The organism is Streptococcus azizii (genome assembly GCF_001984715.1).
Classification (GTDB): domain Bacteria; phylum Bacillota; class Bacilli; order Lactobacillales; family Streptococcaceae; genus Streptococcus; species Streptococcus azizii.
The window spans coordinates 68472-94701 of sequence record NZ_MSPR01000008.1 but is presented as its reverse complement, the minus strand read 5'-3'; the positions used below and the strand labels follow the sequence as shown (position 1 = coordinate 94701).

Here is a 26230-nt window from a genome sequence, read left to right as displayed (position 1 = left end):
AGTCACCATGCAAGGATTACAAAAAAAATTGGCTGTTGAGTTTGGGATTGATTTTTCAGATTTAACCTTACTGGAGACAGCTTTTACTCACACATCTTATGCGAATGAGCATCGTCTTCTAAAAATTTCACATAATGAGCGTTTGGAATTTTTAGGAGACGCTGTTCTGCAGCTGATTATTTCCCGTTATTTGTATCAGAAATATCCCCACTTTCCAGAAGGGGAAATGTCTAAGTTGCGCTCAACCTTTGTGCGGGAGGAGAGTTTAGCAGGTTTTGCCCGTTCCTGTGGATTTGAGACCTTTCTTCGTCTGGGTAAAGGTGAAGAAAAGTCAGGTGGACGCAATCGTGATACGATTCTAGGGGATTTATTCGAGGCCTTTTTGGGGGCGCTCTTACTAGATAAGGGAGTCGACGCAGTCGAAGGGTTTCTCTATCAGGTTATGATTCCCCAGCTTGAAGTGGGGAATTTTGAGCGCGTGACAGACTACAAGACAAGTTTACAGGAACTATTGCAGGTAAATGGTGAAGTTGCCATCCAATATCAAGTCGTATCAGAAACTGGACCGGCGCACGACAGGGTATTTGAAGTAGAGCTGTCTGTAAATGGTCAAGCGATTGGCAGAGGTCAGGGTCGCTCCAAAAAGCAAGCGGAACAGGCTGCTGCGAAAAATGCAGTGGAGGCAAGAAGATAGGTATGTATCTGAAATCAATCGAAATGCAGGGCTTCAAGTCCTTTGCAGATAAAACAAAGGTTGTCTTTGACCGTGGAGTGACGGCTGTTGTCGGCCCCAATGGATCAGGCAAGTCTAATATTACAGAAAGCCTTCGCTGGGCCTTAGGGGAATCATCGGCCAAAAGCCTTCGAGGTGGTAAGATGCCAGACGTAATTTTTGCAGGAACCGAGAGTCGCAAGGCGCTCAATTATGCTTCTGTTATTGTCACTCTGGATAACAGTACTGGCTTTATCGCCGGCTATCAAAAGGAAATCAAGGTTGAGCGACATATTTACCGATCAGGGGATAGCGAATATTTGATCAACGGTCAAAAGGTTCGGCTGCGGGATATTCATGATTTGTTTATGGATACAGGTCTTGGGCGAGATTCCTTTTCGATTATTTCCCAAGGTCGGGTTGAAGGTATTTTCAACTCGAAGCCAGAAGAACGCCGTGCAATTTTTGAAGAGGCGGCAGGTGTGTTAAAATACAAGACCCGCAAGAAAGAAACTGAGGGAAAATTAGCGCAGGCCCAGGATAATCTGGATCGATTAGAGGACATCATCTACGAATTGGATCATCAGGTCAAACCACTAGAAAAACAGGCACAAGTCGCCAAAAACTATTTGGAATTAGAGGAGAAGCGAAACGACTTGTATCTGAATGTCTTGGTGGCCCAGATTGAGACGGGACGTCAGCACCTCCATCAAAAAGAGGCCGATTTACAGCAGATTAAGGAAGAGTTAGCTGACTACTATCAGCAACGCGATCGGCTAGAACTGGAAAACCAAGGATTGAAACAGCAGCGCCAACAATCAAATCATCAGTTGGAACGCAAACAGGCTGTCCTACTGGATGTCACCAAACTAATCAGCGATTTGGAGCGGAAGATTGAAGTTCATCAACTGGAGTTCAGTCAGAATGAAACCAGTCGCCAAGAGGCGCAGGCTAGGCTACGAGACTTAGAAGAAAAACGGACGAAAACCAGAGAACAGCTGGCCGAAAAGACGGGTCATTTACAAGAATTGCAAGTAGAGTTGGCAAGCATTCAAGAGGCAATAGTCGAAAAAGAAGAGGAATTAGGTTATTTTTCAGAGGATCCAGATCAGGTACTTGACCACCTTAGAGAGCAATATGTCAAATTGCTACAAGATGAGGCAGAAGTGTCAAATAGCCTTGCCAAAGTAGAACAAGACATTGCCAATCAACATCGCTTAGCAGAAAGCCAGTCAGCAGAATTAGCCCGCCTACAGGATGAACTAAAGACCAGTCAAGCGGAACTGGAACAAGTGCAGGCAAGTTTGACGGAGGAAGAAGCCAGATTGCAGGAGTTGCTACAAGATTATCAAGCGAAGCAAACAGTTCTGGTGGAATTGGACAAAGAGTATCAGACAAGCCAGTCCCAGATGTTTGATCTCTTGGATCAACTAAAGACGAAACAGGCTCGTCAATCCAGCCTAGAAGCAATCTTGCAGAACCATTCTAATTTCTATGCCGGTGTCAAGGCCGTCTTACAGCAGGCGGATCGAATCGGAGGAATTGTCGGGGCGGTTAGTGCTAACTTGACCTTTGATATACAGTATCAGACGGCTCTTGAAATTGCCCTCGGTGGGGCTAGTCAACACATCATTGTGGAAGATGAGGCCACCGCCAAGTCAGCTATTGCCTTTTTGAAGCAACATCGCCAAGGACGGGCTACCTTTTTACCGCTGACCACGATAAAGCCACGTCATTTAGCAGGTCATCTCTTGAGCCAGCTACAGAATTCGACAGGATTTTTGGGCCTAGCCAGTAATTTGGTGAGCTTTGAGCCTCGTCTAGAGTCCATTTTCCAAAATTTACTAGGAACGATTGCCATTTTTGATACCATAGAACATGCCAATCAAGCGGCGCGGGCTACGAAGTTTCAAGTGCGATTGGTCACTCTTGATGGAACGGAAATTCGTCCAGGCGGCTCCTTTGCAGGAGGAAGTAACCGTGCGAACCATACCACCTTTGTCAAACCAGAATTGGATGTGCTAGCAGGAGAAATTAGCCGTTTAAACAAGCAGTTGCAGGAACAAGAACAGCTGGTCGGTGCGAAAAAAGAAGAAGCAAGCCTCATTCGTCAGTCCCTAGAAGAAACCAAGGAAGCTGGTGAGGCAGCGCGTTTGATTGAACAGCGGACTCGCTTGGCTTACGAACAGCTAGCCGCTAAAGTTGAGGACTTGCAGGCCTTATATGACCTGCAAGCAGGACAGATTGGCAACAGTCTGTTATCTGATTTCCAAGAGTTGGCTAGGGACTATCAGGCACAGCTAGCTGATTTTACCGAAAAAAAGGAAAAATTAACCGGGCAGATTGAGGAGATGAAGACCAATCGTCACGCTCTTCAGGAGCAGGTGCAGGCCTTGCAAGAAAGCCTTTCTAGTCTGAAAGTCACTCAGAGCCAGCTAGCGAGTGAAGTGCGCTTTGAGCAGACAGATATAGGGCGTTTGCAGGAAGAAGCAGCCACTACCACGCATGAGATGGAAGTGTTGCAGGCTGTCATTGACCAGAAAGTGGAAGCGCAAGACGATACGAGCTTGGAAATTTTAGAAGACCAGTTATCGGCGGCCAAAAGTAAGCAACTTGAGACCAATCAACTACTCATTCGTCTCAAACTAGAATTAGAAGATATTGAGGGACAATTTGAGGATATTCAGTCACGTCTAGAGCAGATGCGCGTAAAAAATGATGAATGGATTCGTAAGCAAGCCAAACTCGAAGCAGATTATGAACAAGAGGCAGGGCGCTTGCGAACCCTGCTAGCGAATCTGACAGAACATTATAAAATAAGTTTTGAAGAAGCACAGATGAAGGCAGAGGTCCTAGAGGACTTGATGGGTGCAGAGCGGACCTTAAAGGATTTGGAACGGAGCATTCGGTCTTTGGGGCCAGTCAATGTAGAAGCGATTGTTCAGTATGAAGAGGTTTACCAGCGCTTAACTTTCCTCAATGAGCAGCGTGCGGATATCTTGTCGGCTCGTAATCTTTTGTTGGACACCATTCGTGAGATGGACGGAGAGGTGAAAGAACGCTTTAAGCAAACCTTTGAAGCTATTCGTGAGAGCTTTAAGCGAACCTTCAAGCAGATGTTTGGGGGTGGAACAGCTGACTTACTCTTGACGAGTCCGGATATTCTGACGGCAGGTGTAGAGATTTCAGTGCAACCACCCGGTAAGAAAATCCAATCCTTAAACCTGATGTCTGGTGGAGAAAAGGCTTTATCGGCCCTCGCCCTTCTCTTTTCAATTATCCGTGTAAAGACAATTCCCTTTGTGATTTTGGATGAAGTAGAAGCAGCACTTGATGAGGCGAATGTCAAACGCTTTGGTGATTACCTCAATCGCTTTGACAAGTCCAGCCAATTCATTGTGGTCACCCATCGTAAGGGGACGATGGCAGCAGCAGATGCCATGTATGGAGTAACCATGCAAGAATCAGGTGTATCAAAGATTGTCTCGGTGAAGTTGAAAGACATAGAAAGTGAGTAGATGACCACCTTTGAAGCTAGGAGTCGTTATCCTCGCTTGCCTACTCCTTGCCCCAATTCCCTCACTTTTTCATTTCTAAATTCGGGTTTCAATGGTCACTATCTTGTTTTAGGTGCCCAGTTGCAACCGTTCGCTGAACTGTTTCAATATTCAAACGTATGAGCGGCTTGAGGGCAGATAAAGTAGTTGACATGCTACTGTGACAGAAAGAGATGAGGGAGTGGTCTAGTCATTTCTATGGTATAATAAGGATACTGATTTCGAGGATGTTATTTTGCTACCTGAAAGGGAAAAGGTTAGAGTGTATGATTAAATTGATAGCAACAGATATGGATGGAACTTTTTTACGAGAGGATCACAGTTTTGATCAGATAGCGTTACGTAGAGTCCTAGATAGATTCAAGGAAAAAGGCTATCTCTTCGTAGCAGCAAGCGGTCGTTCCATGCAGAGTTTAAAGCAGCTTTTTGAAGAATTTGTCGACGACATCGCTTTCGTAGCTGAAAATGGTGCCATTGTAGAGTACAAAGGACAGACTATTTTTATGGATGATCCGATTGCTCCAGAGGTTTATCTCCCACTAATAGAAAAGATTGATGCAGGGCCGTATGGAAGTAGTAGGGCGATGGTCTTATCTACTAGGGACGACTTTTACTTGTTGAAAGATGCAGATGCTCATTTTTTGCAGAAAATGACGGAGTATTATCCCCACTTTCAGTTGGTGGATTCCTTTACGGAAGTGGAGGATGAGATTATCAAGCTGAATGCCAAATTTGCACCTGAGGAGATGGAGGCGGCCAGAGATTGGCTCAATAGCAACTGTGACGGAGTGACAGCCATGACGACAGGCTTTAATAATATTGATATCATTTTATCAGGAACCAATAAATCAGTCGGGCTGGGTCACCTCTGCCAGTATTTTGGCCTGACTGAATCAGATCTTGTCGTCTTTGGAGATAATCAAAATGATATTGATATGATGAAATTTGCCAGCTATGCGCTTGCAACGGAAAATGCTAGGGTAGATGTAAAAGCAGTGGCGGATCAAGTTATTGGACACTGTAATGATGGAGCTGTTTTGACTTACATAGAGGAGATATTAGTATGACAATTAAGTTGGTTGCACTAGATTTGGATGGCACTTTGCTAACATCTGACAAGCGGATTTCAGAGGAAAATAAAAGAGCCCTCCAGGCAGCGCGTGCTAAGGGAGTTCAGGTGGTTTTGACGACAGGACGGCCCCTAAAAGCAATAGAGCCCTTCCTAGAAGAACTAAATCTCCTAGGAGAAGGAAATTATTCCATCACGTTTAACGGTGGTTTGGTGCAAGAAAATACAGGATGTGTACTGGATAAAATAGGATTCGGATTAGAAGAAGCTAGAACGATTCGAGCGGTTACCCAACAATTAGATCTTCCCTTGGCTTTATTATTTGGTGGAACAATTTATACCTTACCATCTGAGCAACCATCACTCTATGCTGTCTTGAGTCCCTTGTTAGATGCCGTTGACATAGACGATGCAGACTTACCAGACATCGTGTATAATAAAGCAGTTACGGCTATTGAGGCCACTTATTTAGATGAGAGGATTCCTCAAATTCCTAAAGAACTGCATGAACAGTTTGAAATTTTTAAATCACGAGATATTTTGTTGGAATGGAGTCCTAAGGGAGTCCACAAAGCCAATGGGCTTGCTAAGTTGATTCAGCACTTGGGAATTGAACGCTCTGAAGTGATGGCCTGCGGTGATGAAGAAAATGATGTGAGTATGGTCGAGTGGGCTGGGCTAGGAGTAGCTATGGCAAATGCTAGTGTAACACTAAAAGAAGTTGCTAACGTAGTGCTACCATTGACCAATGATGAAAATGGAATTGCCTGGGCGATAGACCAATATATCATAAGAGAGGGATAGGATGGGATTATTTGATCGATTATTTGGACGGAAAGAAAAGGAAAAAGAGCCGATTCTTGAAGACCAACCGAAAGAACCAGCTGTAGAAATGCAAGATAGCGGAGCAGAGGAGGAAGTCGTTGATTCAGCTCCGTTCAATGATGTAGGCGAAGAAAGCTACGACCAGAAAGTACCTACATCAGAAAAGGTAGATGAAGCAGTAGAAGCTCCTACATGGTCTGAGACCATGCAGGAAAATCAGCAGGAGCTAGATATTGACGCAGCAAGGGAAGCGACAGCTAGTCAAGGAAAAGATGAGCAGGTAGACGAAGTTGGTGCTTTGCAAGCAACGTCGGAGAGCGAAGAAGAAAAATACCAACGAACGTTGAAGAAAACTCGGACAGGATTTGGTGCCAGGCTCAATGAGTTTTTTGCTAATTTTCGTTCAGTAGATGAAGATTTCTTTGAAGAATTAGAAGAATTACTCATCACAAGTGATGTAGGGGTGCAAGTAGCTGCTAATCTGACCGAAGAATTACGCTATGAAGCCCGTTTAGAAAATGCGAAAAAGCCAGAAGTTCTACGCCGTTTGATCATCGAAAAATTGGTTGAAATTTATGAAAAAGACGGTCAGTTCAGCGAGCAAATCGCCTTTCAAGATGGCTTGACGGTCATGCTCTTTGTTGGGGTCAATGGTGTTGGTAAGACTACTTCAATTGGGAAGCTGGCTTATCGCTACAAGCAGGCGGGTAAGAAAATCATGCTGGTTGCAGCAGATACCTTCCGGGCAGGTGCAGTCGCCCAGCTCGTCGAATGGGGGCGCCGTGTCGATGTCCCTGTTGTAACAGGACCAGAGAAATCGGATCCCGCTAGCGTAGTCTTTGATGGTATGGAAAAGGCTGTCGCAGAGCAGGTAGATGTCCTCATGATCGATACGGCAGGTCGTTTGCAAAACAAAGACAATCTCATGGCAGAACTAGAAAAGATTGGTCGCATTATCAAGCGGACTCTACCAGATGCACCGCATGAGACCTTGCTGGCTCTCGATGCGTCAACTGGTCAAAATGCCTTGGTTCAGGCCAAAGAATTTTCAAAAATTACCCCGCTGACGGGTCTAGTCCTAACCAAATTGGACGGCACGGCACGCGGTGGCGTCGTCCTTGCCATCCGTCAGGAATTGGATATTCCTGTGAAACTCATCGGATTTGGGGAGCAGATAGACGATATAGGAGAATTTAACTCCGAATCCTTTATGAGGAGTTTGTTAGAAGGATTGGTGTAAAACTCAAATAAGATGTGAGGACGTTAAGAAAATGTAAAGAAAAATAGGGAATTGGGGCAGGTGACTCAGGTCATCAAGCCAATTCATCTTTTTTCTAACATTTTTAGTCCGAACTCAATTACAAGATACAAAGGGCGTAAAAAACTCAAAGTGAAAATAGGAAATTTGACGAGTGCAAAGCTCCAGTGGAGGTTTTTAGCCTGTTCCTCTAAAATAAGATGGAACTATTGAGAAAAGTCACGACTTTTCTTATTTCCAACTTGAAATAGTTATCAACTATTTCAACTACCTTCGTCTTCGTTTCCTAGTCTACTTTTGATTTTTATTGAGTATAACTTACCACATCCCTTCTTTAAAAAGCGCCTAGTGTATTGCTCATCGGTCAAAAAATAGTCGTGAAAGGATTTAATCCTGTGTTATGCAGGGTTAAGTCTTTTTGTTTACTAAATAATTAGTAAACAAAAAGACTAGTTTACTAATTACTCTGCGATTTACTTAAAATAAATGAGGGAGGATTTCTTTAGGAAGGCCGTTTAGCAAATCGTATAGAGAGTAAAAAATGTTTATTAGCCTTTCTTCTATATTAGAGGGATACCTTGATTTTTTTCACGGGCTTTGTATCGTTTTTTATTTCTAGCACCTTTGATTTAACGATTAGGAGTTGTTAACACCCTTGTATCTTGATGAGTGAAAAGCTCCAGTGGAGGTTTTCAGCCTGTTCCTTTAAAATAAGATGGAACTATTGAGAAAAGTCTTACGTAATTGAACACGGGCTAAAAGCTCTGAAAATAGATAGGCAGCTGTTTTGGCTTTAGCCAATTACAGCTGAGAATCCCTTTGGGATAAACATTCCTAGAAGTTACACTTCTTCGTCATGTTTCCTAATTTTCAGTCGCTTTTTACACGCCCTTTGTATCTTTTACTACCTTCGACTTCGATTATCAGGAAATTAGCCTAGTCTACTGTTGATTTTTATTGGGTATAAGTAAAAAAATAAAAAATACGCTGGAAAACTATTGACAAAACCGGTTTACTAATCTATAATGAGTTTGTGAGCGTTTACAGAACTTTAAATTAAAGGAGTTATGATATGAGTCAAGATTTCTCGATGGATCAGTTTTCTCTTCGAGGGAAGATTGCCCTTATTACAGGTGCCTCTTATGGTATTGGGTTTGCGATTGCCTCTTCTTATGCAAAAGCAGGGGCAAGGATTGTCTTTAATGACATCAGTCAAGAATTGGTGGATAAGGGGATAGCGGCCTATAAAGCAGAAGGCATAGAGGCTCATGGCTATGTTTGTGATGTCACAGATGAGGCGGGGATTCAAGCCATGGTTGCCCAAATTGAAGAAGAAGTTGGTCTGATTGATATTTTGGTCAATAATGCGGGTATTATTCGCCGTATTCCGATGCTTGAGATGGCTGCTGACCAGTTCCGCCAAGTGATTGATATTGACTTGACCGCTCCGTTTATTGTGGCTAAGGCTGTGATTCCATCGATGATGAAGAAGGGCCATGGCAAGATTATCAATATCTGCTCAATGATGAGTGAACTAGGCCGTGAAACGGTTTCAGCTTATGCGGCAGCTAAGGGTGGATTGAAGATGTTGACTAAAAATATCGCTTCAGAGTACGGTGAGGCAAATATCCAGTGTAATGGTATTGGTCCGGGCTATATCGCCACTCCGCAGACTGCCCCATTACGTGAATTGCAAGCAGATGGTAGTCGCCACCCATTTGATCAGTTTATCATAGCAAAAACACCGGCTGCTCGTTGGGGTGAGGTGGAAGATTTAATGGGACCAGCAGTATTTTTGGCTAGTGATGCAAGTAACTTTGTCAATGGTCACATTCTATATGTAGATGGCGGTATCTTGGCCTATATCGGTAAGCAGCCAGGTGAGTAGTCAATAAGAGAAAGAAGGAATGAGATAATGAAGATTGCACTTATAAATGAAAATAGCCAAGCAACGAAAAATACCCTTATATTTGAAGTTTTAAAAGAGGTAGCAGATGCGAAAGGTTATCAAACCTTCAACTATGGTATGTATGGCAAAGAAGGGGAGAGTAACTTGACCTATGTTCAAAATGGTCTGCTCGCTTCCATCCTTCTCGTTAGTAAGGCGGCTGATTTTGTGATTACTGGGTGCGGTACAGGTATTGGAGCAATGCTGGCAGCTAACAGTTTTCCAGGGGTGACCTGTGGCTTTGCGGAAGACCCAACAGATGCCTATCTCTTTTCACAAATCAATGGAGGAAATGCTCTCTCTATACCATTTGCCAAAGGATTTGGTTGGGGAGCGGAATTGAACCTCAAGCTACTTTTTGAACGCCTATTTGCAGAAGAAATGGGGGGTGGTTATCCACGCGAGAGAGCTGTTCCTGAACAACGGAATGCCCGTATCCTAGGAGAAATGAAGGCCATCACCTATAAGGACTTACTGACGGTACTGAAGGAAGTGGATCAAGAGTTTCTTAAAGAGACCATTGCAGGAGAACATTTTCAGGAGTATTTCTTTGCAAACTGTCAAGACGAGGGAATTGCTGACTATTTGAGAGCTGTACTGGAAAGCTAGAGAGGAGCGGCTAATGAAGAAGGTCTTGCTCATTGGTGAACCCTTGATTCGCCTAACGCCTACTCATTATCAAGAAGTGGCGGACGCTGTGGAAAGTCGCATGTTTTTCGGTGGATCAGAAATCAATGTCGCCTGCACCCTTCAAGGATTTGGGCGACAGACAAAGCTATTGACAGCCTTGCCAGCAAGTCCCTTGGGAGAACGTTTCAAGACTTTCTTGTCTAGTTATGGTATTGATACTAGCAGTATTTATCGACTAGGTGAACGTATTGGCCTCTACTATATGGAAGCTGGTTTCGGTTGCCGTCCAAGTCAGGTTTACTATGACCGTAGTCACTCCAGTCTGGCAGCTATTGATGTAGACCAGCTGGATGTAGGACAATTATTGGCAGATGTGGAGTGGCTACACTTTAGTGGGATTACCCTAGCGATTGATCCTGCAGTCAGAAAATGGCTCAAGCCGATTCTACTAGCTGCAAAAGAACGGCACATTCCTATTTCCATTGACTTGAATTGGCGTTCCAAGATGATCGGGCTAAAAGAAGCCAAACAAATATTTTCGGAATTTGCTGCTTATGCTGACTATTGTTTTGGTATCGAGCCGATACTGGTAGATGCGACTGACTGGGATTTATTTGCTAGAGATGATGCCACTCTCAAAGAGGTAGAGGGGCGAATGAGAAGCCTGCAACAGGTTTATGGATTAAGAGCTATTTTTCATACCATTCGCCAGACAGATGATCACGGTCGACATCTCTATCGAGCTTACGCTCTAGCAGAGCATTTTGTCGAGTCTGTAGAATTAAAAACACAGGTGTTACAACGTGTAGGTAGTGGCGATGCTTTTGTAGCGGGAGCCTTGTATCAGTTATTAAATGGTTTCCCGTTGCAGGAGGTTGTTGACTTTGCAGTTGCGAGTGGAACCTATAAGTGTAGCTTGGAGGGCGATCATATGCTACAGTCGGCTACCAAGGTTCGTACCCTTTTAGAGGGAAAAAATGATATTGTAAGATAAGGAGCTAAGATGGGTCAATCACAAATCCTTTCTCAGTTGAGAAAGCAAGGTCTGGTAGTAGTCATTCGTGGAGAGGATAGAGAAGAAGGCCTCAAGGCTTCCCAGGCCTGTATCGAAGGTGGCATTACAGCGATTGAAGTTGCCTATACTAACCCTGAAGCAGGCTTGATTATTACAGAACTATGTGAGAGTTACAAGGAACATCCTGATGTACTGATTGGTGCAGGGACAGTGCTTGACGTAGTGACTGCTCGTCAGGCTATTATGGCAGGGGCTAGCTATGTGGTATCGCCTTCCTTTCATGAAGAAGTGGCTGCGATTTGTCACCTTTATGCAATCCCCTATATTCCAGGTTGTATGACACTGACTGAGATGACGACTGCCTTGGAAGCGGGGTGTGAGATGATTAAGCTGTTCCCAGGGAGTGCCTTTGGTCCCAGCTATCTATCCGCTATCAAGTCCCCTTTACCACAGGTATCGATTATGGTGACAGGGGGAGTCAATCTCAAGACTGTTTCAGACTGGTTTGGAGCAGGGGCTGATGCCGTTGGTATTGGTGGTGAGTTTAATAAACTAGCAGCACAGGGAGAATTTGACCAAATAAAATCTATTGCTAGTCAATATGTAGATGTCATCACGTAATCCCCTTTGAAAATCAAGATAGGATCTTGTTGACTGGGTTTGATGAACGGAATGAGGGCTACAGCTTACGTTACCTGAGCTAATACTCTTTAAAAATCAAAAGGATACGTCGTCAACTTGTCTCGGTGAGTGAAAAGCTCCAGTGGAGGTTTTCAGCCTGTTCCCTTGAAATAGGGTGGAACAGAGTTCTACCTTCGCCTTCGTTTCCTAGTCTACTTTTGATTTTTATTGAGTATAAGATACGAGAGTGGTAGAGTTCTAACGGTAGCTGTCTTGCCTAGTTTGATGTTCATCGGGTTTACATTGGGAAAATGAAAAGGAGTATCATGTGATTCAATTAGTTGTAGTTGCCCATGGGGAATTTGCTAGCGGTATCCTCACTTCGTTGAGGCTAATTGCTGGCGAGGTAGAGAAGGTTGTAGCCATTGATTTTGTCGAAGGGATGTCTGCTCAAGAGGTTAAGGACCGTATTAAACAGACGATTTCGGGTGAAAAACAGGTTTTGATTTTAACGGATTTAGTAGGTGGAACTCCATTTAAGACTAGTGTCGAGCTGGTGGTAGAACAAGGGCAACAGGAAATTGCCGTCCTATCCGGACTGAACTTAGCCATGTTACTAGATGCCAGTTTCTCGCGTCTGACCTATGAGTTTGAACCCTTGGTCCAGAAACTGGTTGCTGTTGCTAAAGAAGGAGTGGTTGACTCGATTCGTCTATTAGCCCAAGATGACGAAGAGGACCAATTATTTGAAGATGGAATTTAGAGGAGACCATATGATAAAAAAAGTATTGATTGAGCCGATTCGACTGGCCAAGGAGTTCAAAGCAACTCCGCTGTTGACCAAGGATGAGGTGAAGGCTGCAATCGAATTAGCGATGAAGCAGTTGGAACTCAACATCGATTACTTCGGTGAAGCATTTCCAACACCTGCTACGGTTGATAATACCTATCCCAAGATGGATAACACAGAGTGGACCAATGGTTTTTGGACAGGGGAACTGTGGTTAGGCTATGAATTTTTGGGGGATGAAAAAATAAAGGCCCTGGCAAAGCAACATACCCGTTCTTTCTTAGAGCGTGTTGTCAACCGTGTAGAGCTTGACCACCATGATTTGGGTTTTCTTTACTCGCCATCTTGTGTTGCGGACTATAAATTGACGGGAAGTCAAGAGGCCTTGGAGGCTTCCTTGCAGGCTGCAGATAAGCTGATGGAGCGTTATCAAGCAAAAGGCGGTTTTATTCAAGCCTGGGGAGAACTTGGCAAGGCAGAAGATTATCGACTGATCATCGACTGTCTACTCAATATCCAGCTACTCTTTTTTGCCTATCAGCAGACAGGTGACAGGAAGTACTATGACAGTGCTGTCAAGCATTTCTATGCTTCAGCCAATACAGTCATTCGAGACGATGCCTCTACCTTCCATACCTTCTATTTTGACCCTGAAACAGGTCAGCCATTGAAGGGGGTGACCAGACAAGGCTACAGTGATGATTCATCTTGGGCACGAGGTCAAGCCTGGGGAATCTATGGGATTCCATTAACCTATCGTATTATCAAAGATCCCGCTTGCCTGGACCTGTTTAAAGGGGTAACCCATCACTTCCTCAATCGTTTACCAGAGGATAGGGTTTCTTACTGGGATTTGATTTTTAATGATGGAAGTGGTCAAGCCCGTGATTCGTCTGCGACGGCCATAGCGGTCTGTGGAATCCATGAAATGCTAAAATATCTCCCGGAGGTGGATAAAGACAAGGAAGTTTATAAGTACGCGATGCATACTATGCTGCGCTCCTTAATGGAAGACTATGCGAATAAAGATGTGAAACCTGGAGGTCCTTTGTTGTTGCACGGTGTCTATTCTTGGCATTCAGGAAAAGGTGTTGATGAGGGAAATATCTGGGGAGATTACTATTACTTAGAAGCCTTGCTTCGTTTCTATAAAGATTGGGAATTATATTGGTAGGAGGATACTATGGCTACCCCAAATATCGTAATGGCTCGTGTAGATGAGCGACTGATTCATGGACAAGGTCAACTGTGGACAAAGTCCTTGGGTTGCAATACTGTTATTGTAGCAAATGACAAGGTGAGTGAGGATAAGATTCAGCAAACCTTAATGAAAACGGTGATTCCTGATTCTGTTGCAATGCGCTTTTTTCCATTGCAAAAGGTCATTGATGTGATTCACAAGGCAAATCCGGCTCAGACTATCTTCTTAGTTGTGAAAGATTTGCCTGATGCCTTGACACTGGTCAAGGGTGGTGTTCCGATTAAAGAATTAAATATCGGTAATATCCATAATGCCCCTGGTAAAACACAGGTGACTCGCTCTATTTTCTTCGGCCCCGAGGATAAGGCGGCGGTTAAGGAGCTAAGCGAAGTATATCACGTTCGCTTTAATACCAAGACAACACCTTCTGGAAATGATGGTGCTGTCGAGGTTAATGTATTGGATTATATTTAAAGGAGAATTATTATGACGATTAGTATCATTCAAGCGGTTCTTATCGGTCTGTGGACGGCATTCTGCTTCAGTGGACTGCTATTAGGAATCTATACCAACCGCTCTATTGTTCTTTCGTTTGGCGTGGGAATTATTTTAGGAGACCTACCGACCGCTTTGGCCATGGGGGCAATCAGTGAGCTGGCCTATATGGGCTTTGGTGTAGGTGCAGGTGGTACAGTTCCGCCAAATCCTATTGGACCGGGAATATTTGGTACTTTGATGGCAATCACAAGTGCTGGTAAGGTAACACCAGAAGCAGCCCTTGCCCTTTCTACTCCTATTGCAGTAGGGATTCAGTTCTTGCAAACTTCTGCCTATACTCTGCATGCTGGAGCACCAGAGGCTGCCGTAAAACATCTTCGTGCTGGCAATCTGAGTAAATTTAGACAGACAGCCAACCGGACTATTGTCACTTTTGTGATCATTGGTTTTGCCCTAGGATTCTTGGGAGCCTACTCTATGGATACCCTGTTGAAATTGGTTGAGATGATTCCGCCAGTATTATTGACAGGTTTAAGCGTAGCAGGAAAAATGCTTCCAGCGATTGGGTTTGCAATGATTTTATCGGTTATGGCCAAGAAAGAATTGATTCCCTTTGTCCTACTTGGCTATGTTTGTGCAGCGTACTTACAATTACCAGTGATTGGTATTGCGATTGTAGGTAGTATCTTTGCTCTCAAAGAATTCTTTAATAAACCCGAGCAAGTGGTGGTAAAACAGGAGGAAGCACACGATGACTGGATCTAAACTAACTAAGAAAGATTATCTCAATACTTCGCTACGGGCCTTCTTCCTACAGAATGGTTTCAACTATAGCAACTACCAAGGTATTGGCTATGCCAATGTGATATATCCAGCTTTCAAAAAGCACTTTGGTGATGACAAAGAAGGTCTGACAAGAGCTTTAGAAGACAACTGCGAATTTTACAATACAAATCCTCACTTCCTTCCGTTTATTACCAGCCTTCACTTAGTCATGTTGGAAAATGATCTACCCGAAGAGGAAACTCGCGGTATCAAGATGGCCTTGATGGGACCTTTGGCAGGGATCGGTGATTCCCTTTCTCAATTTGTCTTAGCACCGCTCTTGTCGACAGTTGCAGCATCGCTAGCAGGTCAAGGCTTGGCTTTAGGTCCTATCCTTTTCTTCCTAGGGATGAACCTTATTTTAACCTCTATCAAACTCTTGACAGGCTTGTATGGTTACAAATTTGGTACAAGTATCATTGATAAATTAAGCAGTCAGATGGCAATGATTTCTAATGTTGCTAATATCATCGGTGTGACGGTTATCTCTGGGCTGGCTGTAACCTTTGTTAAAATCTCAGTACCGTTTACTTTTGCGGCTGGTGAAGTAACAGAAGGGGCAGACCAGAAGATTGTAAGCATTCAAGGGATGCTCGATAAGATTGCTCCAGCCTTGCTTCCTGCTCTCTTCACGCTCTTGGTTTATTACCTTATCAAAAATAAAAAGTGGACGACCTATAAACTGGTTATCTTAACCGTTATCATAGGTATTATTGGTAGCTGGTTGGGAATTCTTGCTTAATGCTTATGGAACAGAATACTCTCTACTACCTATTGATTGCTTTAGTAGCTCTATCAACCATTCTTCCAATCGCAACTTCTTATATCAATCGTAAGCGACAACAGAGAGAACTTGAGGAACAGTTGGAAAAACGTCAAGTGTATCTAGCTGGCTTAATGTCTGGAGACGAGGTCATTCTCTTTTCGGGAATGCACGGGAAAATTATTTCTGTAGCAGATCATCTCGTTGAACTGCAGATAGCTCAAGAGGTGATTGTTTACGTTGAAAAAGAGTCGATTATGGGGAAAGCAAAGGAACTACTTTTTACAAAGTAGTTCCTCTTTTTAAGGACAGGATGGTCATCGCTAATAAACATCGAATGCCTCGACAGCCTCATGACTGTTGAAGCAAGTATAGTCATTTAGTTTATCTTCTATTACTTCGTTAACTCGCTTTGCCGTACTCTAGTACAGCCTGCAGCTCGTTGCCTAGTACTAAAAGTAAACTAAAAGACTATACTAAAAGTAAACTAATACTCAATAAAAATCAACAGTAGACTAAGATACAAAGGGCGTTTGACACGAGTTTCACTCGTTCTATTTCCCACCTTCAACAGTCTATTCCTAGACTGTTGAAGCGAGCAAAGCAAAAATGGGATTGAAACAGTTCCCCGAACTGTTGCAATCTCATCTGTAATTGGCTAAAGCCAAAACAGCTACCTATCTTTTTTGCACAGCTCGTAGCCCGTGTTCAGTTCCACAAGATACAAAGGGCGTTTGACACGAGTTTCCCTCGTTTTATTTCCCACCTTTAACAGTCTATTCCTAGACTGTTTGACACGAGTTTCCCTCGTTTTATTTCCCACCTTCAACAGTCTATTCCTAGACTGTTGAAGCGAGCAAAGCAAAATAGGAGTTTTGACGAGTGAAAAGCTCCAGTCGTGGTATTATGGTATTCACTCACTGAGATTCTTGACAATGTATCCTTTTGATTTTTAAAGAGTATAAAAAACTATAAACCCAACAGTGAAAGGAAGGAATGCTGATGAAAATAGTCACAGATCCATCTAATAATCGTTATAGTATTCGTAAGTGTCGTATAGGAGTCTGCTCGGTTTTGGTAGCGATAACCTTTTTAGGGACGCAGCCAGTGTTGGCAGATGAACAGGGCAGTTCGGATTCAATAGAAGTTACCACACCCCAACCAGAGGAGGCTCTCCAGCCAGAGCCAGATTCAACTGAGGAACATGCTGTAACAGAGGCACTCGTCACTCCACAGCCGACAGAAGACAGTCATTCTAAGGAAGCTGTTGTCGCACCGACGCCAGATAGTGTTCCAGGAGATTCCAATCCAGAAGTGGCCTCTCTTATCCCAGCTACACCTGTCCAAGAAGAAGGTAAGGAAAGTGGGAAACAAGAAGATCCTGCCCGTGGTGCGGGGATTGTCTCACGCAGTGCAGTGAATCCAGGAAATAGTTCTCAAGCGACAGAACTGGTAGAAAATGGTGATTTTGAGACAACAGAGCCAGCTACTGGAAACTGGTACTCTACTGCTGCGTCAGGCTGGGATAACCCGTGGATTCCTAGCAGTATTGACAAGTCTAATGGTGCTATTTATGCCAACAACGGTCAATTAGTGATTGAGGCCAAAGATACATTTAGGGCTGCAGTGACCCAATTAGTGGCGATTGATCCGACAAAGCGCTATGTATTTGCAGCTGATGTAAAAGCATTTGGCATCGTTGGTGGTGGAGCGCGTGTTCGCCTGACTAGCAGGGATGTCAATAATAAGAACTTATCACCGCAAGAATTTGTTTATACAGATACGGTTTTGGGGACCAAGGACACACGCATTGAAAAATTAGTCAGCCTGTCTCCAGAGGCGGCCTATCTCAAAGTGGAATTGTTTTTTGAGAAAGGGACGGGAACAGCGGTGTTTGACAATATTTCCTTGAAAGAATATGTTCCAGCATCTTCTACATTTGATAAGAAAGGGAAGCCAGAGACGGGGACTGTTAGCATTGATACCGGTAAGGTCTATGTGCCTAATAGAAAGGACCTCACCTATGAAGTGGTTGATACTACTGTAGCCACTCTATCAAATAACATGATTTTTCCTAAGCAATCGGGGACTACCTTGGTGCGCGTCTATGATCAAAATGGTGAAGTCTCACACTTTACGCTGACGGTTACCCCGCACCAAGAGACTATTTTTGATGAACTGCAGCGTAGATGGGAAGAAATTTCGCTAGCCAACAATCGATTTGATACGAACGATCCCAATAAGGTAGCCTTTTTACAGAAGCTGGAGCAGACTGTTGATACGTATGTAGCGAATTGGCGTTCTCCAAGTCGCCTAGAACCGTCCTTATTTGAAAATATTAGTTTAAATCAGTCTGCAGGTATCACGTCTACCTATCGAAATCTTGAAAAAATGTCGCAGGTTATTACGAATCCTTTTTCAAAATATTATAGAGATCGTGAGCTGATTGATAAGGTTAAAAAGGGGATGGCTTGGTTATATGAACAGGTTTATAATGAAAATAAGGAAATAAATGGAAATTGGTGGGATTATGAGATTGGAGGTCCTCTGGCCCTGCTGAATACTCTTGTCTATATGAATCCTTACTTTAGTCAGGAAGAAATTGAGACCTATACCAAACCGATTCGGAAATTTGTGCCCGATACCACCATGATTCGAATGACGACTCCGAATCCAGTTCCAGCAGTTGGTGGCAATCAGACAGATATTAGCAAGGTTGCTATCTTAGAGGGGGCTCTTAGACGGGAAGAGCAGAGGATTCGAGATGGTGTGCATGGTCTAACGACGATTATGAAGTTTGTGAGTAGTGGAGAAGGTTTTTATAAGGATGGCTCATTTATCGACCATACTAATGTTGCCTACACAGGTGCTTATGGCAATGTCTTATTAGATGGCTTTTCCCAGATACTTCCAGTGATTCAGTCCAGTCCTTTTGAGCTACCAGAAGAAAAAACTCAGATTTTACAGAAGTGGATTGAAAAAGCCTTTATGCCGATTCTTGTCAAGGGTGAGTTACTTGATATGACGAGAGGGCGTTCAGTGAGTCGTCAGCAAAAACAAAGCCATGTCTATGCAGTGGAGATTCTGAGTTCACTGGTCCGTATTGCAGAGTCAGCAAAAGAGCCTGAAAAGTCAGCCTTGCTATCGTTTGTAAAAGGTCAGGTCTTGTCTGATACCTTTAATGACATTTACAAGCACCTGCGTTCTTATAAAGAATATGACTTATTTAATGCCTTGCTCTCCAATGATCAGATTCAGCCCAAACCTGCTGAAAATGTCATTGCCGCTTTTAATAATATGGATAAGTTTGTCTATCATAATGCAGAACAGAACTTCACCTTTGCTCTTAGTATGTATTCCAACAAAACTCAGAACTATGAAGATATGAACGATGAAAATCGTCGTGGTTGGTATACGTCAGATGGTATGGTCTATCTATATAACGGTGATTTGAGTCATTATAGCAATAACTATTGGCCAACGGTTGACCCTTATCGTTTGGCAGGCACAACGACTACAAAGGATCTACGAAAAGATGGCAGTGGCGAGGTGACGCTGACAAGTAGTTTTGTAGGGGCTAGTCAGCTAGGAAACCGTCTAGCTACACTTGCCATGGATTTTAACAACTGGAATAATAGCTTGACAGCCCGTAAGGCATGGTTTGTCTTGGGAAATAAGATTGTATTTCTAGGGACGCAGGTGGAGCATCAGTCTGGGAAAGGGGCAGTGACTACTGTTGAAAATCGAAAATTGGTCGCTGGTGAAAACTATCAATACTATATCAATGGTCAGGCGGTTGATTTGTCACATCAGGTGACGACGGGCGAGACCAAGACATTCTATATGACGAATGGCAAGGCAAATCAATCGATTGGTTACGCCTTCCTGACACCGCTCTCCACCCAAGCTAAGGTAGAAAAGAGAGTTGGCAAGTGGAGTGATATTAACTATGGTCAGTCAAAAGATGCGGTAGAAAATAGCTTTGTCACTCTTTGGCATGAACAGCCACAGACAGCCAGCAATTATGCCTATGTACTTGTTCCGAATCAATCCATGGAAACGGTGGATAAGATTGCTAATAGTGTGCAGGTCCTACATCAAGATCGAGACCTACAGGTCGTCTATGATCAAGAGCAGAAGGCCTGGGGGATAGTCAAATATACGAGCGATCCTTATACTGTAGAAGGGATGACCTTGACAGATGCTGGTCTGTATATGATTCAAGCAGTCAAAGATGGTTATCATGTTGCCTTTTACAATCCGTCAACTAAGGCCGTAGACAAGGGACTGGTCCTTACGACAGTGGGTGCTACCTTGACAGTGGAGCAAGCTCCGACAGAGGCGTATCCATCTACTATCTGGAAGGTCACTCTCCCAACTGCCAAGGAGAAGGAACTTCCTCAAAAAGAGGAAGATACAAAAGGCGCTTCTCAATCTAAGGCTTCAAAAGAAGCTACTCCAACTCCGTCCAAGCCTAATCATGCAGATGAGTCTCCTATAGGGAATGTTCAGTCTATGCAACCTTCTCAAGCGACTCCACTTGGTTTAAAAAAACAATCGGAAAACAAGGCGCATAAACTGGTACATTCCTTACCTCAGACAGCTGATCAGAAAGGGCTGGGAATTAGTCTGCTCGGTTTATTGAGTCTAGTGGGTCTAGCAAGGACACGAAGACTAAGATACGAGGGCGTAAAAAACTCAAAGCGAAAATAGGAAATCTGACGAGTGAAAAGCTCCAGTGGAGGTTTTCAGCCTATTTTTAAAGGTAGCTGAGAGCTTGCCAAAGCAAACTATTATTTCTCTTTTTCGCACAGAGTTTAGCCCGAGTTCAATTATAAGATACAAAGGGCGTAAAAAACTCAAAGCAAAAATAGGACTCTTGACGGCGTATCCTTTTGATTTTTAAAGAGTATAAGAGACTGTGTTAAGTATTAGAGAGGAGTAGGGATGACAATAGAATATGCAAAACAAGTCTACGATGAGGCCTCACTGGAAGTATTGAGAGGCTATATTCTCAGCAAGAAGTCTAAGGAGTATCGAGACTTACTCCTTGCCTGTGAGCGTTTGCTGGAAAATATTTTTTTGTTTGAGGATAATTGGGATATGGAGCCTTGCCCTGTTGCCTATCAATTATCCCCTATGGATTGGCAGGCAAATTGCCATGGGGATGAGGAATGGACCTTCATGCTCAATCGTCAGGAATATCTATGGAAATTAGCATTGGCATTCTTGGTGGAACAAGATGAACGTTACTTAGCCAAGGTGAGGGAGTTGATGCTGAGCTGGGTGGAACAGGTGAGAGACTGGCATCCTAAAGCAGCGAGCAGCCGGACGCTTGACACGGCTCTACGTTGTCTGACTTGGCTAAAACTCCTGCCTATTTTAACCCAGTGGAAGGGGCTAACTGAGCTGGAATACCGCCGTATCTTGGAATCTATCCAGCAACAATTAGTCTATCTCCGTATTCATTATCGCCCTAAAGACCTACTCAGTAACTGGGGAATTTTTCAGACAGGAGCGATGTTGCTCGCTCATGCCTATTTGGGACATGAGATTGATATAGAAGCAGAATATGAATTTGCCTGTGGTGAGATTGAAAGGCAGATTGACACCCAGATTTTAGAAGATGGAACCCAGTATGAGCAGTCCTTTCTCTACCATGTAGAGGTATACAAACTGCTGTTAGAATTGGCCTATTTACTGCCAGAATATCGAGAGCCTTGGTCCCCAGTCTTGAGGAAGATGGCGAACTATGTCGTGCAGATGACAGGACCTGACGGGAGAAGTTTAGCGATTGGCGATAGTGATTGTCATGAGACGACAGACATTTTGCAACTGACAGCTCTTTTCTTTGAAGATGGAGCTTACTTGCCAGATGCTAGTGCTGGTCTGGATTTGCATCTTCTTTTATTAGTCGGTCAGAAAGGCTTGGAGCGATTTGAGCGCTTGGAAACAGGTGTAGTGACTACGGGCAGCTCTTTCTTTTCCAACTCTGGACACAGTATTGTCAAAGAAAGAGACAGCTACCTCTTCTTTAAATCAGGCCCGATGGGGAGTGGTCATAGTCATGGAGACCAAAATAGCTTTTGTTTCTACCACAAGGGAAAGCCGATAGTCATTGATAGTGGTCGCTATAGTTATCGAGAATGCAAAGAGCGCTATATGCTAAAAAGTAGTTGGGCGCATAGTAGCTGTATCTTGGATGAACAGTCGGCTGAACAAGTCAGTGGCTCGTGGGAATTTGATAGCTATCCCCAATTTATCAGCCATGACTATCATCAGGTGGCTTCTTGCTACTGGATGCAGGGAGTGTATCAGGCGACAACAAGAGGAGGACTTCCTTATTGGCACAGGCGACAGGTGGTGATGGCTGGGGCAGATGTACTACTGATTGTCGACCAGCTAGATTGTCAGGGAGAGCATAGCTTGACCAGTCAGTTAATCTTGGACCCTCAGGTGGTAGTGGGACAAGAGGCCATCAATGATTTATGCCTATATAGCTCGCAAGTATTTATCCCCCAGGAAGCTGTCGTATCTCCTAAATACAATGAGTTGAACAAGACACAAAAATTAGTAAAAAAAGAGTTTTTCAAGGATCGTATCATCAGCTATACCCTACTGGTAGAGAAAGAGATTGACGTAAAGCCAGTTCCCATTTACCAAACAGATCAAACCTTGCTAAAAAATGGTCTAGCGTTTTCATGTCAGGGGAAGGGAGTGGATATCTTGCTGGTCTTGCATCATCAAGATATTTACAAGGGAGAAAAACTGATCCAGGTAGAAGGCTATCTTCTCCGAGGAAAATGTCTGGTCGTTGATAGGAAAACAGGACAGATTATTCGACTGAGACATTAGAGTTAAAATATCGATGAAAGTGTGGATAGTATGGTATAATGGAGATAGTTGAAGGAGGAGGTAGGATGTCGAAGTTTACGATAAAAGAGATTGCGGAAATGGCTCAAACTTCGAAAACAACTGTTTCCTTTTATTTGAATAACAAACATGAAAAAATGTCAGAGGAGACAAAGAAGCGAATTGAGCGAGTGATTCGCGAGACTGGCTATAAGCCCAGTGTGGTGGCACGGAGTCTAAACTCTAAGAATACAAAGCTGATTGGCGTGTTGATTGGTGATATTACCAATAGCTTTTCCAATCAGATTGTCAAAGGCATCGAGGAGGCCGCCCACAAGAGTGGGTATCAGGTTATTATTGGCAATAGTAACTATGATCAAGAGAGTGAGGACAGGTATATTGAGAGTATGCTGATGCTGGGAGTAGACGGCTTTATTATCCAGCCGACCTCGCATTTTAGGAAGTACTCACGGATTATTGAGGAAAAGAAAAAGCAGGTCATCTTTTTCGATAGCCAACTCTATGAGCACCGCACCAGCTGGATCAAGACCAATAATTACGATGCCGTTTATGATGCTACCCAGGTCTGCGTTGAAAAAGGCTACCAGCGCTTTATCTTGATTACAGCAGATACCAGTCGCCTCAGTACCCGCATCGAGCGGGTGACAGGCTTTGTTGATGCCTTATCAGACTATCAAAAATCTTATCAAGAACTCATCATTTCTGATGAGCATACAGATGTAACAGAAATCAAGGAATTTTTGGAGGGCGCGATTGACCCTCAGGAGATGACCTTTGTCTTTGTCCCCAACTGCTGGGCCTTGCCGATAGTATTCAAGGCGATGAAGGAGTTGCACCTGTCCTTCCCTCAGGTTGGTCTATTGGGATTTGATAATACTGAATGGACCAACTTCTCATCACCGACGATTTCAACCATTGTACAGCCAGCTTTTGAAGAAGGCTTACAGGCAACAAAGATGCTGATTGATCAGATTGAAGGTCGGCATAAAGAAGATCGCCAGCAGGTTTTAGACTGCACGGTTCATTGGAAAAATTCGACGATTTAAGTGACCGGAATCCCTTAGAGGATGTCGGCTGAATCCTACATGATGTTCATGTGGGATTTTTTACATTCTTCAAATCAGCTTATATAGCGAGTTGAAACAAGGGGAGGACAAACAGGGAAGCAATAGAAGTCTAACTGTAATCTTATTGAACTGTATGGCAAACAAACAAGTGTCCTCGTTTTATTTCAATCTACTATATTTCCCTTTAACGGTGCAGATGAAGTGCAGCCAGGGAGTATAAAAAACTCTTAGAAATAGCAGGAATCGGCTTTTTCTAAGAGTTTTAGGATGATTTTAGATTTTCATTGAAGTAGTAGACTGCCCTATCCTTATTTTCTTTTTCTCAGAAGGGCTTGGATCCAGTCAGGGGCATAGGCCGATGTGCAACCTTTAGGGACTTTCATATCGGCATAGACGGCTAATGTATGTCCGAGGGTTAGACCTTGCTCTAAATAATTTGGATAGGTCACAGCTATCTCGACTAAACATTGGTTCATGGTCCATTGGACTGCTGGATGTGCGGTTTGTAGCTGGACTTCAATGGTGGAAAGCGTCTCTTCAATTTCTGATGGGGTAGCTGTCTTACCTGCAAAATATTTGCCTTTCAGTGACCAGCCCAGACGCTGAAAGAGAGGGCTATCTGATGCTAGGAGTTCCCTTTCCCATTTTCTGGCATCTGAACGTTGACTAAGAATGAGACTGGTGAACTTATCCAGAACGTTTTGTGAAACGGTCTCGTCCAGACAGATTTGGATGGTATCAACTGCCAACTGATTTGGTTTTCCCTTAGCGATTTGGATGGCTAAATACTGAGCTTCTAGGACCCTAGTTTGCCATAAGGGGAGAACGAGGTCGGATTGATCGACGTAGGATTTGGCAAGGCGAGAAATTGCTCCCATAGGGACGCCGTAGTAAGGCTGTGTTTCTTGAATTTTTTCATAGCGTTTGAGGGTACCTGCATGGCTAGCACTTTCAAGTTCTGCCAAGATAGATGGAATCATTGACATCAGTTCTCCTATTTTCTAAAAAAGAGGGAAGCAAGGAAGAATAGTAGCTCCTCCTTATTCCCTAATTGCTATGATCTTTATAGCAAACCGCGTTCACGATACCAGACATCAGGAGTCCACACCCAGTTGCTACCATAGCTTTCTAGTAAATCAAATGCCGCTTGGGGTCCCATGCTTCCTGCTGGATAGTAGTGGAGCGGTACTTGATTGTCCTGCCAAATCCCAACGACCTGATCGATAAACTGCCAGCTTGCCTTTACCTCCTCCCAGTGACTAAAGTTGGTTGAATCTCCGTGTAAGACATCAAAGAAGAGTTTTTCATAGGCTTCTGGAGAATTGCCAAGGGCAGTCGCATTATGGCGGAAGTCCAGTTTGGCAGGTGTGAGTGCAAAGTGCGACCCGACCTCTTTTCCATTGATGGATAGAGAGAACCCTTCGGTCGGCTGGATATAAATCGTCAAGATATTCTTTTGAGCGTGTTGACCGAAGATGTCCTGGGCCTGTTTAAAGACGATCGTAATGCGCGTCCCTTTCTCTGTGAGGCGCTTGCCTGTGCGGAAGAAGAAGGGGACATCACGAAAGGCATCAGTATTGACAAAGAATACCCCGCTTGCAAAGGTTTCTGTCTGTGACTCTGCTGCGATATTAGGCTCTTCCAGATAGCCTACATAGTCCTTTCCATCGATATGACCGGCTGTGTATTGACCTCTGATAAAATTGCGTTTTATTTCTTCTTCGGTCTGTTGCTTTAAGCTCTGGAAGATTTTGATTTTTTCTGCTCGGACATCCGCCTCGCTAAAGCTAGCAGGCTTATCCATGGCTAGCAGAGAGAGGACCTGCAAGGCGTGATTTTGAATCATATCTTTCAAGGCACCCGAATGGTCGTAGTAGCCGCCACGATCTTCAACCCCGATGGACTCGGCGAAGTTAATTTGCACAGACTCGATGTAGTCACGATTCCAGATATGTTCAAAGATGATATTGGCAAACCGTACTGCAAAAATATTTTGCACCATTTCTTTTCCCAGGTAATGGTCGATGCGATAGATTTGCTCTTCTTCAAAGGTTTCTGACAACTCTTGGTTGAGTTTTTCAGCTGTCTCTAGGCTAGTTCCAAATGGTTTTTCAATGATTAAGCGCTCAAAACCTTTTCCGTCAACAATTTTTTCGGATTTCAGATGTTTGGCAATGGTTCCGAAAAACTCAGGAGCCATGGACAAGAAGAATACTTTGTTATGGTCGGTTTCGTATCTTGTATCCAATTCATCCTGTAACTGTTTTAGGGCAACGTAATGCTCAGTATCATTGACATCGTGGCTCTGGTAGTAAAAATGGCTCGCAAATTCATGTGCTTGACGCGTATTATCTGGTAAATCTCCGAGCGATTCAATGACGACCTGTTCAAAATATTCCTTGGTCCACGGTCGACGCGCTGTCCCAATCACGGCAAAGTGCTGTCCGATATATCCTGCTTTATACAATCGAAAAAGTGAAGGGTAGAGCTTACGCTTGGCGAGGTCTCCACTTGCTCCAAAAATAGTAAATAGTACGTGTGATGACATAACTCATTTCCAATCTGTAGAATTTATTAG

General features: G+C 43.7%; 20 protein-coding genes. 18 read left to right on the top strand and 2 right to left on the bottom strand.

The features are described from left to right. Window positions 1-7 precede the first annotated feature (7 nt). The 18 genes from rnc (at window position 8) to BVE84_RS05185 (ending at window position 23631) form a co-directional block, all read left to right on the top strand. Complete coding sequence (rnc, locus tag BVE84_RS05270) at window positions 8-694, top strand: ribonuclease III (RefSeq protein WP_076996018.1); 687 nt, start codon at window positions 8-10, stop codon at window positions 692-694. 2 nt (window positions 695-696) lie between these two features. Continuing rightward, complete coding sequence (gene smc, locus BVE84_RS05265) at window positions 697-4230, top strand: chromosome segregation protein SMC (protein ID WP_076996017.1); 3534 nt, start codon at window positions 697-699, stop codon at window positions 4228-4230. A gap of 305 nt (window positions 4231-4535) precedes the next feature. Then, complete coding sequence (locus BVE84_RS05260; RefSeq protein WP_076996016.1) at window positions 4536-5336, top strand: Cof-type HAD-IIB family hydrolase; 801 nt, start codon at window positions 4536-4538, stop codon at window positions 5334-5336. Beyond that, the gene (locus BVE84_RS05255; RefSeq protein ID WP_076996015.1) at window positions 5333-6142 is read left to right on the top strand and encodes a Cof-type HAD-IIB family hydrolase; all 810 of its coding nucleotides are present in this window, start codon (window positions 5333-5335) and stop codon (window positions 6140-6142) included. The genes BVE84_RS05260 and BVE84_RS05255 overlap by 4 nt, the downstream gene beginning before the upstream one ends. A gap of 1 nt (window position 6143) precedes the next feature. Further along, window positions 6144-7403, top strand: coding sequence for a signal recognition particle-docking protein FtsY (ftsY, locus tag BVE84_RS05250; RefSeq protein WP_076996014.1), 1260 nt, complete (start codon window positions 6144-6146; stop codon window positions 7401-7403). A 1090-nt stretch (window positions 7404-8493) separates the two neighbouring features. Then, window positions 8494-9309 (top strand): gluconate 5-dehydrogenase, encoded by an 816-nt coding sequence (locus BVE84_RS05245; RefSeq protein WP_076996013.1) that lies wholly within the window; start codon window positions 8494-8496, stop codon window positions 9307-9309. Window positions 9310-9336: 27 nt separating this feature from the next. Next, window positions 9337-9978 (top strand): RpiB/LacA/LacB family sugar-phosphate isomerase, encoded by a 642-nt coding sequence (locus BVE84_RS05240; RefSeq protein WP_076996012.1) that lies wholly within the window; start codon window positions 9337-9339, stop codon window positions 9976-9978. A 13-nt stretch (window positions 9979-9991) separates the two neighbouring features. Further along, on the top strand, window positions 9992-10993 hold the full coding sequence (locus tag BVE84_RS05235) for a sugar kinase (RefSeq protein ID WP_076996011.1): 1002 nt from the start codon (window positions 9992-9994) through the stop codon (window positions 10991-10993). Between the two features lie 9 nt (window positions 10994-11002). After that, the gene (locus BVE84_RS05230; RefSeq protein ID WP_076996010.1) at window positions 11003-11635 is read left to right on the top strand and encodes a bifunctional 4-hydroxy-2-oxoglutarate aldolase/2-dehydro-3-deoxy-phosphogluconate aldolase; all 633 of its coding nucleotides are present in this window, start codon (window positions 11003-11005) and stop codon (window positions 11633-11635) included. A gap of 331 nt (window positions 11636-11966) precedes the next feature. Next, window positions 11967-12398: a PTS sugar transporter subunit IIA gene (locus BVE84_RS05225; protein WP_179098465.1), complete on the top strand. Its 432-nt coding sequence runs from the start codon at window positions 11967-11969 to the stop codon at window positions 12396-12398. A 10-nt stretch (window positions 12399-12408) separates the two neighbouring features. Further along, window positions 12409-13599: a glycoside hydrolase family 88 protein gene (locus BVE84_RS05220; protein WP_076996033.1), complete on the top strand. Its 1191-nt coding sequence runs from the start codon at window positions 12409-12411 to the stop codon at window positions 13597-13599. Between the two features lie 9 nt (window positions 13600-13608). Then, a complete protein-coding gene (locus tag BVE84_RS05215; RefSeq protein WP_076996008.1) occupies window positions 13609-14100 on the top strand; it encodes a PTS sugar transporter subunit IIB in 492 nt (163 codons plus the stop codon). A gap of 12 nt (window positions 14101-14112) precedes the next feature. Beyond that, window positions 14113-14889 (top strand): PTS mannose/fructose/sorbose/N-acetylgalactosamine transporter subunit IIC, encoded by a 777-nt coding sequence (locus tag BVE84_RS05210; RefSeq protein WP_076996007.1) that lies wholly within the window; start codon window positions 14113-14115, stop codon window positions 14887-14889. Next, window positions 14876-15691: a PTS system mannose/fructose/sorbose family transporter subunit IID gene (locus tag BVE84_RS05205; RefSeq protein WP_076996006.1), complete on the top strand. Its 816-nt coding sequence runs from the start codon at window positions 14876-14878 to the stop codon at window positions 15689-15691. The genes BVE84_RS05210 and BVE84_RS05205 overlap by 14 nt, the downstream gene beginning before the upstream one ends. A gap of 5 nt (window positions 15692-15696) precedes the next feature. Continuing rightward, window positions 15697-16005: a preprotein translocase subunit YajC gene (locus tag BVE84_RS05200; protein WP_076996032.1), complete on the top strand. Its 309-nt coding sequence runs from the start codon at window positions 15697-15699 to the stop codon at window positions 16003-16005. Window positions 16006-16714: 709 nt separating this feature from the next. Beyond that, window positions 16715-20425, top strand: a complete 3711-nt coding sequence (locus BVE84_RS05195; RefSeq protein WP_076996005.1) for a polysaccharide lyase family 8 super-sandwich domain-containing protein — start codon at window positions 16715-16717, stop codon at window positions 20423-20425. A 234-nt stretch (window positions 20426-20659) separates the two neighbouring features. Then, a complete protein-coding gene (locus BVE84_RS05190; RefSeq protein ID WP_076996004.1) occupies window positions 20660-22567 on the top strand; it encodes a heparinase II/III family protein in 1908 nt (635 codons plus the stop codon). 65 nt (window positions 22568-22632) lie between these two features. After that, a complete protein-coding gene (locus BVE84_RS05185; RefSeq protein ID WP_076996003.1) occupies window positions 22633-23631 on the top strand; it encodes a LacI family DNA-binding transcriptional regulator in 999 nt (332 codons plus the stop codon). 329 nt (window positions 23632-23960) lie between these two features. Here BVE84_RS05185 and BVE84_RS05180 read toward each other — a convergent pair whose 3' ends face one another. Continuing rightward, complete coding sequence (locus tag BVE84_RS05180; protein WP_076996002.1) at window positions 23961-24638, bottom strand: DNA alkylation repair protein; 678 nt, start codon at window positions 24636-24638, stop codon at window positions 23961-23963. A gap of 77 nt (window positions 24639-24715) precedes the next feature. Further along, window positions 24716-26200, bottom strand: coding sequence for a glucose-6-phosphate dehydrogenase (zwf, locus tag BVE84_RS05175; RefSeq protein ID WP_076996001.1), 1485 nt, complete (start codon window positions 26198-26200; stop codon window positions 24716-24718). Between the last annotated feature and the right edge of the window lie 30 nt (window positions 26201-26230).

Excerpts from the sequence above, each read along its gene's own strand:
- BVE84_RS05255 (WP_076996015.1), top strand. The coding sequence starts at position 5,333 with ATGACAATTAAGTTGGTTGCACTAGATTTGGATGGCACTTTGCTAACA.
- BVE84_RS05245 (WP_076996013.1), top strand. The coding sequence starts at position 8,494 with ATGAGTCAAGATTTCTCGATGGATCAGTTTTCTCTTCGAGGGAAGATT.
- BVE84_RS05200 (WP_076996032.1), top strand. The coding sequence starts at position 15,697 with ATGGAACAGAATACTCTCTACTACCTATTGATTGCTTTAGTAGCTCTA.
- BVE84_RS05230 (WP_076996010.1), top strand. The coding sequence starts at position 11,003 with ATGGGTCAATCACAAATCCTTTCTCAGTTGAGAAAGCAAGGTCTGGTA.
- BVE84_RS05180 (WP_076996002.1), bottom strand. The coding sequence starts at position 24,638 with ATGTCAATGATTCCATCTATCTTGGCAGAACTTGAAAGTGCTAGCCAT.
- BVE84_RS05240 (WP_076996012.1), top strand. The coding sequence starts at position 9,337 with ATGAAGATTGCACTTATAAATGAAAATAGCCAAGCAACGAAAAATACC.
- BVE84_RS05215 (WP_076996008.1), top strand. The coding sequence starts at position 13,609 with ATGGCTACCCCAAATATCGTAATGGCTCGTGTAGATGAGCGACTGATT.
- BVE84_RS05195 (WP_076996005.1), top strand. The coding sequence starts at position 16,715 with ATGAAAATAGTCACAGATCCATCTAATAATCGTTATAGTATTCGTAAG.
- smc (WP_076996017.1), top strand. The coding sequence starts at position 697 with ATGTATCTGAAATCAATCGAAATGCAGGGCTTCAAGTCCTTTGCAGAT.
- BVE84_RS05190 (WP_076996004.1), top strand. The coding sequence starts at position 20,660 with ATGACAATAGAATATGCAAAACAAGTCTACGATGAGGCCTCACTGGAA.
- BVE84_RS05235 (WP_076996011.1), top strand. The coding sequence starts at position 9,992 with ATGAAGAAGGTCTTGCTCATTGGTGAACCCTTGATTCGCCTAACGCCT.
- rnc (WP_076996018.1), top strand. The coding sequence starts at position 8 with ATGCAAGGATTACAAAAAAAATTGGCTGTTGAGTTTGGGATTGATTTT.
- BVE84_RS05205 (WP_076996006.1), top strand. The coding sequence starts at position 14,876 with ATGACTGGATCTAAACTAACTAAGAAAGATTATCTCAATACTTCGCTA.
- BVE84_RS05260 (WP_076996016.1), top strand. The coding sequence starts at position 4,536 with ATGATTAAATTGATAGCAACAGATATGGATGGAACTTTTTTACGAGAG.
- ftsY (WP_076996014.1), top strand. The coding sequence starts at position 6,144 with ATGGGATTATTTGATCGATTATTTGGACGGAAAGAAAAGGAAAAAGAG.
- zwf (WP_076996001.1), bottom strand. The coding sequence starts at position 26,200 with ATGTCATCACACGTACTATTTACTATTTTTGGAGCAAGTGGAGACCTC.
- BVE84_RS05220 (WP_076996033.1), top strand. The coding sequence starts at position 12,409 with ATGATAAAAAAAGTATTGATTGAGCCGATTCGACTGGCCAAGGAGTTC.
- BVE84_RS05210 (WP_076996007.1), top strand. The coding sequence starts at position 14,113 with ATGACGATTAGTATCATTCAAGCGGTTCTTATCGGTCTGTGGACGGCA.
- BVE84_RS05185 (WP_076996003.1), top strand. The coding sequence starts at position 22,633 with ATGTCGAAGTTTACGATAAAAGAGATTGCGGAAATGGCTCAAACTTCG.